The organism is Veillonella parvula (assembly GCF_018378075.1).
GTDB lineage: Bacteria > Bacillota > Negativicutes > Veillonellales > Veillonellaceae > Veillonella > Veillonella parvula_K.
In genome coordinates, this window is sequence record NZ_JAGZYE010000005.1 from 116,724 (window position 1) to 133,095 (window position 16,372).

At 41.9% G+C, this 16,372-nt stretch carries 11 protein-coding genes; 6 read left to right on the forward strand and 5 right to left on the reverse strand.

From position 1 onward, the window contains the following. The first annotated feature begins 5 nt into the window (after window positions 1–5). The 5 genes from KH286_RS06045 (at window position 6) to cysK (ending at window position 4,476) form a co-directional block, all read left to right on the forward strand. A complete protein-coding gene (locus KH286_RS06045) occupies window positions 6–1,616 on the forward strand; it encodes a CTP synthase (protein WP_004695015.1) in 1,611 nt (536 codons plus the stop codon). A gap of 9 nt (window positions 1,617–1,625) precedes the next feature. Next, a complete protein-coding gene (locus KH286_RS06050; RefSeq protein ID WP_060919048.1) occupies window positions 1,626–1,841 on the forward strand; it encodes a hypothetical protein in 216 nt (71 codons plus the stop codon). A gap of 188 nt (window positions 1,842–2,029) precedes the next feature. After that, window positions 2,030–2,593, forward strand: a complete 564-nt coding sequence (gene ahpC / locus KH286_RS06055) for an alkyl hydroperoxide reductase subunit C (protein WP_004695016.1) — start codon at window positions 2,030–2,032, stop codon at window positions 2,591–2,593. 482 nt (window positions 2,594–3,075) lie between these two features. After that, a complete protein-coding gene (locus KH286_RS06060; RefSeq protein ID WP_004695020.1) occupies window positions 3,076–3,525 on the forward strand; it encodes an RrF2 family transcriptional regulator in 450 nt (149 codons plus the stop codon). 15 nt (window positions 3,526–3,540) lie between these two features. Further along, complete coding sequence (gene cysK, locus KH286_RS06065; protein WP_012864824.1) at window positions 3,541–4,476, forward strand: cysteine synthase A; 936 nt, start codon at window positions 3,541–3,543, stop codon at window positions 4,474–4,476. A gap of 275 nt (window positions 4,477–4,751) precedes the next feature. Here the strand turns inward: cysK and KH286_RS06070 are convergent, their stop codons facing one another. The 5 genes from KH286_RS06070 to dapF all read right to left on the reverse strand — a co-directional run bounded on the left by KH286_RS06070 (window position 4,752) and on the right by dapF (window position 14,253). Further along, a complete protein-coding gene (locus KH286_RS06070) occupies window positions 4,752–8,603 on the reverse strand; it encodes a subtype B tannase (RefSeq protein ID WP_278617756.1) in 3,852 nt (1,283 codons plus the stop codon). Between the two features lie 446 nt (window positions 8,604–9,049). Then, window positions 9,050–11,044 carry a PTS fructose transporter subunit IIABC gene (locus KH286_RS06075; RefSeq protein WP_004695026.1) on the reverse strand — a complete coding sequence of 665 codons (1,995 nt, stop codon included), beginning with the start codon at window positions 11,042–11,044 and terminating at the stop codon, window positions 9,050–9,052. Window positions 11,045–11,077: 33 nt separating this feature from the next. Continuing rightward, the gene (gene pfkB, locus KH286_RS06080) at window positions 11,078–11,992 is read right to left on the reverse strand and encodes a 1-phosphofructokinase (protein ID WP_101928485.1); all 915 of its coding nucleotides are present in this window, start codon (window positions 11,990–11,992) and stop codon (window positions 11,078–11,080) included. Between the two features lie 28 nt (window positions 11,993–12,020). Next, window positions 12,021–13,418 (reverse strand): Na+/H+ antiporter NhaC family protein, encoded by a 1,398-nt coding sequence (locus KH286_RS06085; protein ID WP_042986489.1) that lies wholly within the window; start codon window positions 13,416–13,418, stop codon window positions 12,021–12,023. A gap of 1 nt (window position 13,419) precedes the next feature. Next, window positions 13,420–14,253 (reverse strand): diaminopimelate epimerase, encoded by an 834-nt coding sequence (gene dapF / locus KH286_RS06090; protein ID WP_004695030.1) that lies wholly within the window; start codon window positions 14,251–14,253, stop codon window positions 13,420–13,422. A 318-nt stretch (window positions 14,254–14,571) separates the two neighbouring features. On the opposite strand from dapF, the gene ptsP reads away from it, so the two are divergent. Then, entirely contained in the window at window positions 14,572–16,299 is a 1,728-nt protein-coding gene (ptsP, locus tag KH286_RS06095) for a phosphoenolpyruvate--protein phosphotransferase (RefSeq protein ID WP_155085940.1), read from the forward strand. Window positions 16,300–16,372 lie beyond the last annotated feature (73 nt).

Consider the following 16,372-nt stretch of genomic DNA (forward strand, 5'->3'; position numbering starts at 1 on the left):
GCATCATGGCAACTAAGTATATTTTCGTAACTGGCGGCGTTGTTTCTTCTCTTGGAAAGGGGATTACAGCAGCATCTTTGGGTCGCTTACTAAAAAACCGCGGTTTCAATGTAACGATTCAAAAATTTGATCCATACATTAATATCGATCCTGGTACGATGAGCCCTTACCAACATGGTGAAGTATTCGTAACAGATGACGGCGCCGAAACGGACCTTGATTTGGGGCATTATGAACGCTTTATCGATATTAACCTTAGCAAACGTTCTAATATTACAGCTGGTAAAGTATATTGGTCTGTAATCAATAAAGAACGCAAAGGTGATTACCTAGGTAGCACTGTACAAGTAATTCCACATATTACAAATGAAATTAAACAAAATGTTTACCGTGTAGGTAAAGAGGATAATGCTGATGTAGTTATTACAGAAATCGGCGGTACTGTAGGTGATATTGAAAGCTTGCCATTTATGGAAGCTATTCGCCAGGTGAAAAAAGAAGTAGGCCGTAACGATGTACTTTACATTCACGTTACGTTAGTGCCTTACATCAATGCCGCAGGCGAGTTGAAAACAAAACCTACACAACATAGTGTAAAAGAATTGCGTAGCATTGGTATTCAACCAGATATTTTGGTATGTCGTAGTGAGAAACATATCTCTGATGATATGAAAGAAAAACTTGCTTTGTTCTGCGACGTAGAACCTGAAGCAGTTATTGAAAATCAAACTTGTAGCTCTATCTATGAAGTGCCATTGATGATGCAAGATCAAGGTCTTGATGATATTGTTATCAAAAAGTTAGGTCTTGAAGATCGTCCATGTGATATGACTGCATGGAAAGAAATGGTTCATAAGATCTTGAATCCTAATAAAGATATTACAGTTGCTATCGTTGGTAAATATGTAGCGTTGCATGATGCGTATTTATCCGTAGTTGAAGCTCTAGATCATGCTGGTATTGCTACAGGTACTAAAGTGAATATTCGTTGGATTGACTCTGAAGAACTTGATGATACTTCTGTAGATCCTAAAGAGGTATTTGAAGGTGTTGAAGGTATCATCGTGCCTGGTGGCTTTGGTTCCCGTGGTGTAGAAGGTAAAATTCGCACAATCCAATACGCTCGTGAAAACAATATTCCATATCTTGGCCTATGCCTTGGCATGCAATCTGCAGTAATGGAATTTGCTCGTAACGTATGTGGCATGGAAGGAGCAACCTCTAGCGAATTCGATGAAAATGCTAAGTACAAAGTAATTGACTTGATGAGTGATCAAGTTGATGTAGATAAAAAAGGCGGTACAATGCGTTTAGGTATCTATCCATGCAAAGTGGAAGCCGGTACGAAAACTCACGAGGCTTATGGAGAAGATTTGATTTATGAACGTCATCGCCATCGCTATGAGTTCAACAATGAATATCGTCAACAATTGACTGATGCAGGCCTCGTAATTTCTGGTACATCTCCAGATGGCCGTCTCGTTGAAAGTATTGAAGTAAAAAATCATCCATTCTTCATTGGTACACAAGCACATCCAGAACTTAAATCTCGTCCAAATAATGCACATCCATTATTCCGTGGTTTCGTAGATGCAATCTTAGAACTAAAAAAATAGATTAAAGCGATGGAATCTATTTTATCTATTATAGGTTTATTTATATTAGCTGCACTCAAACTAGAGCAGTTTGTATATGGTAAATCGGGAAAAGAACAATCTACAACTGGTCACATAGCACGGAGAGGGCTTGCTAATATAGCGGGTTTAATAGCTTTTGATCACGCTACTGTGAACAGTAAGTCTGTTGTAGTACGTAAAAAGAAGAAAGATGCTCAGAAATGAGCATTTTTCTTCTTTTTTTTGCCTACATCGAAAATGTTGAAAAAATATATCGATAAATTTAAAAATAACGCTTGCAATATTGAATGATATTTGTTATTATATAGACAAAGATAGATATAGATATGGTGTTAAGTACACCAATGTAAATATATTCGTTACATATGGAACTCAAATAAGGAGGACATAACATGTCTATTATTGGTAAACAACTTCCTGAATTTACACTTGATGCTTTCAAAAAACCTGAATTGGTAAAAGTTAGCACTGCAGACGTGTTGGGTAAATGGTCTGTATTCGTATTCTATCCAGCAGACTTCACATTCGTATGCCCTACTGAGTTGGAAGACGTACAAAATTCTTATGCAGAGTTGAAAGAATTGGGTTGCGAAGTTTACTCCGTATCTTGTGACTCCGAATTCGTTCACAAAGCATGGTCTGATGCTTCTCCAAGCATTAATAAAATCGAGTACTACATGTTGGCTGACAAAAAACATGAATTGGCTGATTTCTTCGATGTATTCCAAGAAGAATCTGCTATGGCTTACCGTGGTACATTCGTAGTAGATCCAGAAGGCTTCGTGCGTACAGCAGAAATTCATGATATGGGTATCGGCCGTTCCGCTGAAGAATTAGTTCGCAAAGTACAAGCTGCTCAATTTGTAGCTAAACATGGTGATCAAGTGTGCCCTGCACGTTGGAAACCAGGTAAAGATACTTTGAAACCAGGTCTTGATCTTGTAGGTAAAATCTAATTAAGAAACTTATACTTAAATGCTAGAGTAATCTAGACAACTCCTCAAATGACATAAACACGGGCGCGCATCGTTTTCCTGACGATACGGTAAGTCCCAATACCAGATGAACCCTCTCCAATTCATCATGGTAAACCTCATATAACAAACTACAAACTATACGCAAAAGGACTGGCCTTCGGGCTGGTCCTTTTGTGTTATAAGATTATCCTTACTTCGTTGTGTTGCGAATTAACAAAAGTATTATAACTTGAGCTTTCTACGAGGCAAGTTATTAAGTTAAAATATAGGATAAACTCAATAAATATAGAATGAGTAAATATCCCTTTATAAAAGTAGGAAATAAGTTCTTGCATTTTTATAGTGAGTGGTCTATAATGAAATTAATTCCTATTAATATGAAAGGTTTTATAAATATAATATAAGTACTTTATAATATGGGGTGTGTTTAACACTAACGTTTACAAAGAAAGGCAAAATATATGAGGATTTCCACAAAAGGTCGGTATGCATTGATGGTCCTCATCGATTTGGCAGAGCAAGGTCAAGATAAACCTGTCTCCTTGCGATCTGTGGCAGAACGACAAGGCATATCTGAAAAATACCTAGAAGGTATCGTAGCTCGTTTAGGCGCTGCAAAACTAGTGGATAGTATCCGCGGTAAGTATGGCGGCTATCGCTTATCTAAAAGTCCTAAAGAATATACAATTATTGAAATTTTGCTTGCTACAGAGGAATCTATGGCTATCATCTCTACCCTTGATGAAGGGGTGAGTACTGATACAGTGATCAACGAACGGACTGTTGGTTTCTGGGCAGGATTACAAAACTATATTCATGATTATTTAGAAAACGTAACCCTTCAAGATGTAATCGATGGGACCTATGCTAAACTTGATACAAAATATGATAATTGGGATGGTTCTATTTAATAAGGAGTGACCACTATGTCTAAAATTGCAAAATCTTTTGTTGAATTAATCGGTAAAACACCATTATTAGCTGCTACACGTTTTGGTAAAAAATATGGTGCAAACGCTAATATTTTCGCAAAATTGGAATACTTCAACCCAGGCGGTTCCGTAAAAGACCGTATCGCAGCAGCAATCATTCAAGCTGCAGTTGAATCTGGTGAATTACAACCAGGCGGCACAATCGTAGAAGCTACATCTGGTAATACTGGTATTGGCTTGTCTGCTGTAGGTGCTGCGCTTGGTTATAAAGTTGTAATCGTAATGCCTGAAACGATGTCCATTGAACGCCGTAAATTAATGCTTGGTTATGGCGCGCAACTCGTATTGACTGACGGTTCTCTTGGCATGAAAGGCGCTATTGCAAAAGCTAAGGAAATCGTAACGGCTACAGCCGGTGCTATTGAAGCAGGTCAGTTCGTAAATCAAGCTAATCCAGCAATTCATTACAGAACAACTGGACCTGAAATCTGGCAAGATACTGATGGTACTGTAGATATCTACGTGTCTGGTGTTGGTACAGGCGGTACGTTGACAGGTGCAGGTCGCTACTTGAAAGAACAAAACCCTGATGTACATGTGGTTGCCGTAGAACCAGCAGATTCTCCTGTATTGTCTAATGGTAAACCAGGCCCTCATAAAATCCAAGGCTTAGGTGCTGGCTTCATTCCAGATACATTGGATACTAACATTTACGATGAAGTAATCCAAGTTTCTAACGAGGATGCTTTTGCTACATCTCAAGCTTTCGGTCACACAGAAGGCGTATTGGTAGGTATTTCCTCTGGTGCTGCGCTTTGGGCGGCTCAAGAATTGGCAAAACGCCCTGAAAATAAAGGCAAAAATATTGTAGTAATTCTCCCTGATACAGGCGAACGCTACTTATCTACAGCATTGTTCCCTGAAGTTTAATCGCCTATCATGGTGAAAGCATAATAATTGCTTTTACCTGGCTCAAACACATAGATGCCCCCTGTATTTTACAGGGGGCATCCTTTTTTGATTGAATTCTTTTATTATTATAATAGGGTGATGTACTGATTAAATAATGGTGCAGATTATTCATAGTCGGAGAGGGACTTTCACAATAACATTTATAATTGAATACACAAGAAAATTTATAATTGTATATGAAAAAGGAACTACTAGGTAGCTCCTTTAGTATTTTGGTATGTATTTAATTGTGATTATCTACCGTTTTTAACGATATTATCCATCCAGTTGAATAATTCTTCTAAATCGTAGTCACCAGAGTGATCTACATTAAATGGTGTTGCCATATCTACTCTGTACCCAAGGTTTTGAGCACGTGTACCTACGATTAAAGGAATTGCAACAGATGTATTACTGTCGGCTGTGCCATAACGAATACGATAGAATCGTGCATTTGTCGCAGCAGGAGAACCAAGATAGTTCATTGGGTTCATCATAGTAACGATCTTAGCATTTTCTACGTATACATCTTGGTTAGCTGTTGAATCGTGTAATGCAGCAGTAATGGTAAAGTGATTATTATCTGTAGTACTTGTACCAAATAGATTGTTTTCACCTGTATCATTAGCACGAGAGTCAAAGGCACCAGGCGCTTTTGAGCGACTTACAAAGTGGTTATATGCTTCCCAGTTTATGTCTTTGATAGTTCCTGTTTTATTATCTCGTACAAGGTATGTATGCTTGGATAAATCAGTACCTTTAGCTGCTGCTTTATTAGCGGCAGCAACAATAAATTCTTTTACATAATTTTTGAAAGTACCGTTACCGTTCTTGTCAAGTTTTAGTACACGACCTAGAGAGTCACGTAATTGTAAGTTATTTACGTAATCAGGGAAGTGTTCGCTGAGCATTTTAGAGTATGATAGATCGTCTGCATTCAAGTTTACACGTTGCATCGTGCGTTGTGGTGGAGCAGAGTTGCCACCTACATTAGCTTGTGGTAATTCGCCTTGGCCCATAGTTACTTTGTTAAAGGATGTGATACCATTATAGCTCCATTCGTAAGCCATATCAGCCGCATCAAGGTTAGTGATAGGGGCATACGCAGATACTGCGTATACATTAGTTGCCGCTGTAGCTGCACCTAATGCTTGTAAATATGGTTGGAAGTCGGAACTGTTACCAGTTGCACCTTGTAACAAGGATACACCACCGCCTGCACTTGTACCATTTGTGATAATGCGGTTTGCATTACCTGGCATAGCGGAATCGTTAGCGTGTAAGTAGGCTGTAGCCGCTTGTAAGTCAACGATTACTGCCGGGGCCTTACCGATGAAGTTGCCATCGGAAGCTTTATTGGTACGACCACGAGTAGATGGGGAAGCTACTACATAACCACGGGATAATGCGTAAAGAACACTGTTAGGTTTTCCATTTTCCACCTTAGGCGTCATAGCTTGGCTCGGCATGTAACCACCTACTGCATTTGGCATGAAGATAGGGGCTGTTTGGGTATTGTAACCATTGATTGTACCGTTGTTGAAATATTCCTCTGGTACATAAATGTTCATGTATTGCTGATCTATGTCGATTGGATTAGCCACGTAAGGGATATACTCGAAGGCGCGATATTTAATTTCCTTATTATCTACTGTGGTAGACATGGATTCATAATTTTTCGCGTCGAAAGCAAGACTAATCTTTGCAGACGCATCAGCTTGCAATGGGGGTTCAATTGGTTGGGAGAGAATATTTTTCTCTTCTGTAACAGTAGAGCCCTTTGTGGAAGCTTCATTACGAGCGTTTACATAAGATTGCGGTAATTTACTTTCTTGAACCTGTTTAGTCTCTGCGTCAGATTTAGCTTTTGCTTCGGCTTCAGATTGAGCTTTAGCCTTAGCCTCGGCTTCAGCCTGAGCTTTAGCAGCAGCATCTACTTCTGCTTTAGCTTTTGCCTCTGCTTCAGCTTGCGCTTTAGCAGCAGCGTCTGCTTCTGCTTTAGCTTTTGCCTCTGCTTCAGCCCGAGCTTTAGCTGCAGCGTCTGCTTCTGCTTTAGCTTTTGCCTCTGCTTCAGCCTGAGCTTTAGCTGCAGCTGCCGCTTCTTCTTTTGCTAGTTGTTCAGCAGCTAAACGTTCTTGTTCTTCTTGGATCACAGCTTGTCTTGCAAGTTCCGCTTGTTTAGCAGCAATACGTTCTTGCTCCGCTTTTATAGCGGCTTCGCGTTCAGCTTTAGCTTTCTCGGCCGCGATACGCTCTTGTTCAGCTTTTAAAGCTGCTTGCCGTTGAGATTCAGCCTGTTGTGCGGCGATACGTTCTTGTTCTGCTTTAATAGCTGCTTGGCGTTGAGCTTCAGCCTGTTGAGCTGCCATACGTTCTTGTTCTGCTCTAATAACTGCTTGTCGTTCGGCTTCAGCTTTAGCGGCGGCTTCAGCACGTTGGCGAGCTGCTTCTTCAGCCGCTAAGCGTTCTTCTTCAGCCTGTTGAGCGAGGATACGCTCACGTTCAGCTTTTAAAGCCGCTTGGCGTTGAGCTTCCGCTTGTTGAGCAACGATACGTTCTTGTTCTGCTTTAATAGCTGCTTGGCGTTGAGCCTCGGCTTGTTGAGCAACGATACGTTCTTGTTCTGCTTTAATAGCTGCTTGGCGTTGAGCCTCGGCTTGTTGAGCGGCGATACGTTCTTGTTCCGCTCTAATAGCAGCTTGTCGTTGAGCCTCGGCTTGTTGAGCGGCGATACGTTCCTGTTCAGCTCTAATAGCTGCTTGACGTTGCGCCTCGGCTTGTTGAGCGGCGATACGTTCCTGTTCAGCTCTAATAGCCGCTTGACGTTGAGCTTCAGCTTGTTGAGCTGCCGCCATACGCTCTTGTTCAGCGCGTAAAGCTTCTTGTCGTTGCGCCTCAGCTTGTTGAGCGGCGATACGTTCCTGTTCAGCTCTAATAGCCGCTTGACGTTGCTCCTCGGCTTGTTGAGCGACGATACGTTCTTGCTCTGCTCTAATAGTCGCTTGACGTTGCGCCTCGGCTTGTTGAGCGGCGATACGTTCTTGCTCAGCTCTAATAGCAGCTTGGCGTTGCGCCTCGGCTTGTTGAGCCGCTAAACGTTCTTGATTTGCTTGTTGCTCAGCAATACGGCGTTGTTCCTCTTGGATACGGATGCGTTCTAGCTCAGCCGCTTGACGGCGTTCTTCTGCAATACGAGCTTGCTCAGCTTGTTGAGCCGCAATACGTTCCTGTTCAGCACGTAAAGCCGCTTGTCGTTGTGCCTCGGTTTGCTGAGCTACCACACGTTCTTGTTCCGCCCGCAAAGCTTCTTGCCGTTGTGCTTCTGCTTGTTGTTGTGCTTGTAGTGCTGCTTGCCGTTGAGCTTCAGCTTGTTTTTGAGCGAGTTGTTGTTGATCAACTTGTGATACATTTTCTTGTTGAGCTGCTTCTTCCGCGGCTAGTTGAGCTAAACGTTCACGCTCAGCTCGTTGAATATCTCGAATCGTAAGCCTCTGTTTTGCTACTACGGCTTTTGTTACTGTAGTATTAGATACAGTTAATGGCGCTATGGATTCTTGTTGAATAACAACAGGCGTACGCTGTACTTGTGTAGTTTGTACTTGTTGCTTACCATCTACTGGTTTCTCTACAGTAACAGGTTCAGTTTTTCGCTGTACATTTATCAAGCTGTGCATTGCTAATGTAGGTTCCATGACAGCCTTTGTATCTTTATTGACAACATACTGAGGTTGAGCTTGAACCTGTTGTTGAGATTGCATTGGTACTACTTGTTGCGGTACTGCTTGTAATGGTGTAACTTGTTGAGTTTGTATAGGGCTAACCGTTGCTGGTTGCATCACGTAGGATGGTTGAGGTTGTGCCATCGGTGGTGCTTGTTGTTGTACAATGGTGGCTGGTTGTGGTGTAGTTGGTAAGACTGGCTGAGTTGCCATTGGTTTCACGACTGGAGTTGCTACACTTGTAGTACTTTGTGTCGTTGATTCAGCACTGGTACTCGTACCTACTAAATCATTCATGTTAAGTGTAGGCTCTGCATGGGCAACACCACCCAGCGCAGCTGCGGCAAGAAATGCAGCAGTAACCTTACAATTTTTGGATGATTTCATGAATTAGTTCTCCGAACTAGATTTCTAATAATAATTTATAATTTTAAAGTTAATTAATATTTATATAGTTTAACATAAATCGATGTAATTGTACAATTTTGAGGATTTGCTTCCACTTTTGAAAGTAGTTTTGATAATGAATTATAAAATAATATTAATTATTTTTGAATATAAGAAAAGGACTAGAGCACGTATATTTTTGAACTATACCTCCTAAATTATGTCCAATTTTAGGTCAGTTCAGAATACGTATATTCTAGTCCTTTTACTATATCTACTAGTGTGACACTAGCTTTTACCATCATAAGAGTCATTAATCAATTAGTCGCTAAATGTTAACTATTAGTTACTAACTGCTAATCGTCGAAACTCATCATAAACAATCAACAATTATCAGCCATCAATCAATCATATATAAGCTATAATTGATGGTTAATTTTAATGATTTATTTTGTGATACTATTTTTTAAGCTTGGCTTTACAAGTGCTAAGATAAAGCAAGCCACAACGGAACCGATTGCGATGGACGCAAGGTATAGTAGTGGATTACCAATTGTTGGTACTACAAAAATGCCGCCGTGTGGAGCGCGTAGTGTGCATTCGAAGAACATGGATAACGCACCGGCTGTACCAGCACCGATAATACAAGCTGGTAATACGCGAACTGGATCGGCTGCTGCAAATGGGATGGCACCTTCTGTGATGAAGGAAAGGCCCATGATGTAGTTTGTGATACCAGATTTACGTTCAGCCTCTGTGAAGCGGCTAGGGAAGAATGTAGTACAAAGAGCGATTGCCAATGGAGGAACCATACCGCCTGCCATGACAGCCGCCATAATACCGTATTCGCCAGTTGCAAGAGCACCAGTACCGATAACATAAGCCGCTTTGTTTACAGGGCCGCCCATGTCAACGGACATCATAGCACCAAAGATAAGACCTAACAATACGCGGCTCGTTGTGCCCATGGATTGCAAGGAGTCCATCAACCAGTGGTTAAGTGCGGATACAGGAGGATTGATGATAAAGGTAATGGCGATACCAATGAATAATACGCCAAGCACAGGGTAGAAGAGAACCGGTTTTGTACCTTCTAAGGCTTGAGGTAAACCAGATACTAATTTCTTAACTAATAATACCAAATAACCTGCTGCGAAACCGGCAATCAATGCACCTAGGAAACCAGAGCCACCTTGGTTAGCTAATAAGCCTCCAACAAAACCAGCTACAAGACCTGGACGGTCCGCAATACTCATAGCGATGTAACCCGCTAATACGGGTAACATGAAGCCAAAGGAAGCGCCACCGATTTGCATTAAGAAAGCTGCAAGAGGTGTACCGGAACCAAAGTTTTTAGGATTTGCTGGGTCGAATACATCGAATAAAAAGGCAAGGGCAATTAAGATACCGCCACCGATAACGAATGGCAACATGTGGGAGACACCATTCATCAAATGTTTGTAGATTTGACGACCAAAGTTATCTGCCGCATCGAATGCAGCCACTGCACCATTTTTGTCAGATGGGGAAGCATGGTATACAGGTGCTGTACCAGCCATAGCTTCACGCAATAACTCTTCCGCTTTATTGATGCCGTTCGCAACCTTAGTTTGAATCATAGGTTTGCCATCAAAGCGTGCCATCTCTACTTGACGGTCAGAAGCTACGATAATGCATTTAGCGTGCTCGATTTCTTCTGCTGTAAGAGCGTCTTTAACACCAGATGCACCATTCTTTTCTACTTTTAAAGAAACACCCATTTCTTTAGCTTTGCGTTCTAAAGATTCAGCCGCCATATAGGTATGTGCAATGCCTGTAGGGCAGCCAGTAACAGCAAGTACATCATAATGCGGGTTATCTACAGAAATCTTAGGTGCTACCTTTTCAATTGCTTCTGTAGCCTTTGCTTCGATAGCATCGGTAATGCTGGTTGCTTTTTGATCCTCTGCTGGTTTGATATATCCTTCTACGGATGGGTCAAAGTTTCCTTCTTCTTTAGCTGTAATGAGCTCTAAGAATCGATCAACAGTAGCCGCTTGAATTAGGGCTTCTTTGAAGTCTGGGTCAATCACCATAGTTGCTAGTTTGCTCAATACCTCAACATGAGTGTCAGCGGCGCCTTCTGGAGCCGCAATCATGAAGAATAGGCGAGAAGGTTGACCATCTAATGCTTCAAAGTCTACCCCATTAGGTACAACCATAGCGGCGAGGCCTGGTTCTTTTACTCCTGCAGATTTAGCATGTGGTGTGGCAATACCGTCGCCAAGGCCTGTAGAACCAGACTCTTCACGAGCGAAGACAGCTTTTAAATATTCTGCCTTGTCTGTCAAATAGCCTCCTTTGTCCATCAATTCACCTAAGGTGTAAATGGCGTCAGCTTTTGTGACAGGATCTGCATTCAGTAGGATAGATTGAGGTTTTAATAGATCAGTGATTTTCATATGTGTACTCCTTGATGCACATAAAATATAAAACTATTTAACTCGTACTTGTGAAAGCAGTGTTTCTACTTCTTCAAGGGTTGCGAGGTTTTCAGAGTAAGCGGAGGCAGAGCCACTGGAGATACCCCAATAGAGCGCCTCTTGTAAGTCACCCGTCTTTTCATAGCCCGTAATAAAGCCGGCTACCATGGAGTCGCCAGCACCCACGGAATTCACGAGAGTTCCTTTAGGGGCAGGACTGGTATATACAGTGCCGTCAGCGGACACCAAAATAGCACCATCACCAGCCATGGAGATGAGCACGTGTTGTGCGCCTTTCTCTTGCAATGTTTTTGCTGCTTCTACAAGCTGATCTTTTGTAGATAAAGTGCGCCCAAAGATTTCACTAAGCTCGTGATTATTTGGCTTAATTAAAAATGGTTTATAAGGCAAGACTTTTGTGAGTAGATCCTTTGTAGCATCGACTACGATGCGAATATTTTTATGTTGTAAGCGCTCCATAATGAGTTCGTACATATCGCTTGGTAGGCTAGAAGGAATGCTGCCAGCAAGGATTAAGGTGTCCTTTTCGGTCAACGCATCAAGCTGTTTGTATAGAGCTTCTAATTCGTCGGTACCGATGATTGGGCCGCGGCCATTAATCTCTGTTTCCTCATCAGAGGCTTTTACCTTAACATTGATGCGGGTTAATCCTTCGCGAAGCCGGATGAAATCTTCTTTCACGCCGAATTTCTTGAGTTGTGTTACGATTTCTTCGCCTGTAAACCCTGCGATGAAGCCGAGTGCTGTCGTATCCATGCCAAGATTGTTGAGCACGATAGATACGTTGATACCTTTGCCACCACCGAGAACGTATTCTTGGATGGTGCGATTAATAGTACCCGTCTTGAGGTGATCAAGGCGCACGATATAATCGAGAGCTGGATTAAAGGTAATGGTATAAATCATACAATTTCCCCTTTTGAGATAATACTAATTAGCGTATGATTGGTTGATCTTGCTTCCGTAATCGTAACCAATAGATGAGTGGTACTAGATATAGGAAGAAGGCAAATGGTACATAACCTGTTGAACTTGTACCCATCATGACAATGGGCACGTAGGCAGCGATATTCCATGGTTGTAATGGAGCGATGAGAATGCCACTATTTTCAAAGTCTAGCATTACATCTTCGTCTTGAATACCTCGCTGTGCGTAGGTAATACGCATAATAGAGTGCGTCATAACTACCGCAATAGCTTGGCTGCATCCAACCGCACCTGTTAAGAAAGCAAGACCTACATTGGCAGCAAATACATCGCTCCGTGTTTTAGCTCGCTCTAACAGTTGTCGTATATCGTTCCAGAAGCCAACCCCTTCGAGCATGCCTGAAATGGCAGTAGCCATAAAAATTGAAAGGGTAGGGATAAACATCGTTTGTAGACCGCCGCCATGAATGATATTAGCTAGTGGATTATAGTGCGGTAGTTCAAAGCCTGTTAAGGTATACCATCCCAACTCTGAGAGGCTCACATCCTGATTGGTATAGGCTAGAATGGCCGCCGCTAATGCACTGAGTCCGATAGGCCAACGGATAGATACTTTCAAAGGCAATAGGCCAATGACGATGATGACTGGAATCCATAAAGTCCAATCGATATTGAAAATAAAGTGAATTGTATCGGATAGTAAACTATTTTCGTAATTGAGTGGGTACCACTGAGATAGTAATAGATACAGCACTGTAGAGATGATGAGTGCTGGAATACCATCTTTAAACATGATGGGAATATTTGTCGATACCTTTGTATGGGTCAAGGCCGCTACAAGAGATGCACTAGAGGATAGTGGACCGTTTCGATCACCAAAGTAAGCACCTGCAATAATGGCACCGGCCACAATATTTTCTGGAATACTTCCAGCTCTTGCCATCGTGATGAGTACGATGCCTATCGTGCCTACAGTGCCTAGTGCAGTACCTAACAACATACTCACTATAGCTGTTATTAAAAAGGCACAGACGATAAAGATGGATGGATCAATTAAATCGATACCTGTGGCGATAATCATAGGAATAACGCCTGCTGCTTGCCACATGGCGATGAGCCAACCGATGAGAAGGAAGATTTGCATCACTACGATGGATGTTTTCGCACCTGTCCAAGATAGGTTTAATAATTCTTTTAGTGTATATCCTTTGCGGTAGAACACGTAGGCCATGATGCTCCATACGACAATCAAGGCATAACCAATAGCGATGCTATTGGCTACGGCTATGAGGATGACGAGAATGGATGCAAGTAGTCCCAAAAGGGGCTCTATATTCCGTGGCATGAGTGTGCGGCCCTGTTGGTACCTTAGGAACGCATTTAATATAAGTTGTAACCACTTCATTTTAATCGATAGGAAGTTCTGTTTCGAAGACTTCCTCAGCCGGGCCTGTCATGAGCACCGTGCCATCCTCCAAGTATGAAATATGCAATGTTCCTAAATAGAGTTCCACATCTACTTCGCGGCCTGTTAAGCCCTTTTCAAAGGACATAGCGGCAGAGGCACAAGATCCTGTTCCACAAGCTAAAGTAGCGCCAGCGCCGCGTTCCCATGTGCGCACCTTGATGTGTTTGTCGTTTACCACTTCAATGTAGTTTACATTGGTGTTGGCAGGGAAGGCATCGTGCTTTTCAAGGATAGGGCCTTGTGTTGTAACAGGGGCTTTTGTAATGTCGTCGATGAATACCTCCGTATGAGGCACACCGAGCAATACAGAACTCACTGTTACGGTTTCACCGTTTACATTGAGGTCTACGTCGATAACCTTATCCATGTTTACATTCATAGGAATGTCTTGGGCCTTAAAAAATGGTTTGCCCATGTCTACAGTAACTTGTGTGACTATACCGTTTTCGATAGTCAATGTAGGCTTCATTACGCCAGCTAAGGTTTCAATGGTGAAAGTCTCCTTCGTTGTTTCACCGTGTTCATAAGCGTATTTGGCAAAGCAACGGATGGCATTACCGCACATTTCTGCTTCACTACCATCGGAGTTGATGATGCGCATGCGCACATCACAGGTTTCGGAAGGAACTAGGATAGCAAGACCATCAGCACCAATACCCGTGCGACGATCGCAAAGGCGGATGGCGAGGTCTGTGTAGTCTTTAGACGTCCCTTGTGGGTCGGCAAAGAGGATGAAGTCATTGCCGAGACCATGCATTTTCGTTAATTTCATAAAGTCTCCTATCAATAAGTAAGACTTTCACCATGAAGCCCGTGAAAGTCTCATATGTTTATTATTATATATTCTATATTATAATATTATATCATAAATAGGTCCTAAGCATGGCATGGAATCGTATAAATTTATAGCAAAATAAAGGGAAAATAAGGAAAGCTTACAACGTTTATTGAGAGTTATAGTAAAACAAAAAATGCCCCATATGGGACGGTTATTTAAGGGAGTATAGGTATTTGGATTACTTTATTGTTTAACAGAGAAATGATAAAATAAAGAGTAATGTAGTTAATCGTAATAGAAAGAGGAACACATATGCGAATTCAAGGGATTTCTGGATCTCGTGGCGTTGCAGTAGGCAATGTATATAGATATATTCAAGAGGAAATTGTCATTCCTGATTACAATGTAACGGAAGACAAGGTAGAAGAAGAAATTGGCAAGTTTGCAACTGCTATGGCATCTACCTTAAAACAATTGGATACTATTCGTAAAAAAGCGTTGGATGAAATGGGGCCAGAAGAGGCGGCTATTTTTGAAGCGCATATGCAAATTGCTCAAGACCCATCCTTATCTGACGGAATTAAATCCCTTGTTGAGTCTAGCCATATGAATGTGGTAGCGGCTACGGCTCAAACAATTGAAACCTTTGCCAATATCTTTCTCGGCATGGAAGACGCCTATATGCGTGAACGAGGCGCAGATATTAAGGATATCGGTGATCGTTTGATGCGTAATATGTTAGGCATGAACCCTCGCGGTTTATCACATATTTCTGGCGAGGTTATCTTGGTGGCTCATGATTTGGCACCATCTGATACGGCATCCCTTGATAAAGCGGTAGTAAAAGGTATCGTTACGGCAGCAGGTGGCCCTACATCTCATGCGGCTATTATGGCTCGCACCTTAGAGATTCCTGCAGTTATGGGCGTTGGTGATATTGAAAGCTTTGCAGATGGCGATAAGGCAGTCGTTCTTGGTACGGATGGTATCGTGGAAATCAATCCATCTGATGCGGATTGGACGGAGTATACAAATCAAGCGTTGGCGTTCCAAGAAGAGTTAAAACGGTTACGCGAATCCGCTAATCTTGAAGCTACTACCATTGATGGTCATCATGTAGAACTATTCGGCAACATTGGTAAGGCGAAGGATGCTAAACATGCGCTCACTATGGGCGCACAAGGTATTGGTTTGTATCGTACAGAATTCCTTTACATGGAAAATGACGAATTGCCTGCAGAAGAAATACAATTCGAAGAGTATAAAAAGGTAGCCCAAGATATGAAGGGGCAGCCTGTTATTATCCGTACCATGGACATCGGTGGAGACAAGGAATTGAAATGCCTTGATTTACCAAGTGAAATGAATCCATTCCTAGGATATCGCGCTATTCGTATATCCTTAAATCGTCCAGACATCTTTAAGGTACAATTGCGTGCCTTATTACGAGCTAGTGCGTTTGGTGATATTCACATCATGTATCCTATGATTGCTTCCGTTGAGGAAGTGAAGCAAGCGAATGCTATGCTTAGTGAATGTAAGGAGGAACTGGAGGCTGAGGGTAAGGATTTCAACAAGGATATCAAGGTTGGCATCATGATCGAAGTACCAGCGGCAGCTGTTATATCTCCAATTCTTGCTAAATATGTAGACTTCTTTAGTATCGGTACGAATGATCTTTGCCAATACACATTGGCAGTAGACCGTATGAACGAAGCAATTGGTAGCTTGTATCAACCATTGCATCCAGGTGTGTTACGTCTTATTAAGCACGTCATTGATGCTAGTCATGAACAAGGTAAATTTACAGGCATGTGTGGTGAGCTTGCTAGTGATCCTGTGGCGACCATGATTCTATTAGGTCTTGGCCTCGACGAATTCTCCATGACTGCTTCTTCGATTCCTCTTATTAAAAATATCTTGCGTTCTGTTTCCAAAGCAGAATGTGAAGAGGTGGCAAATAAAGCACTTACTATGGACACAGCAGAAGAAATTACAGAATACGCTAAATCTGTATTAGCTGAAAAAGGTTTACTATAATCCAGTTTTGCCTTAAATAGAATCATTATATAGCAAATAAGATGTAATATACTTGAATTGAAATACTTGATAT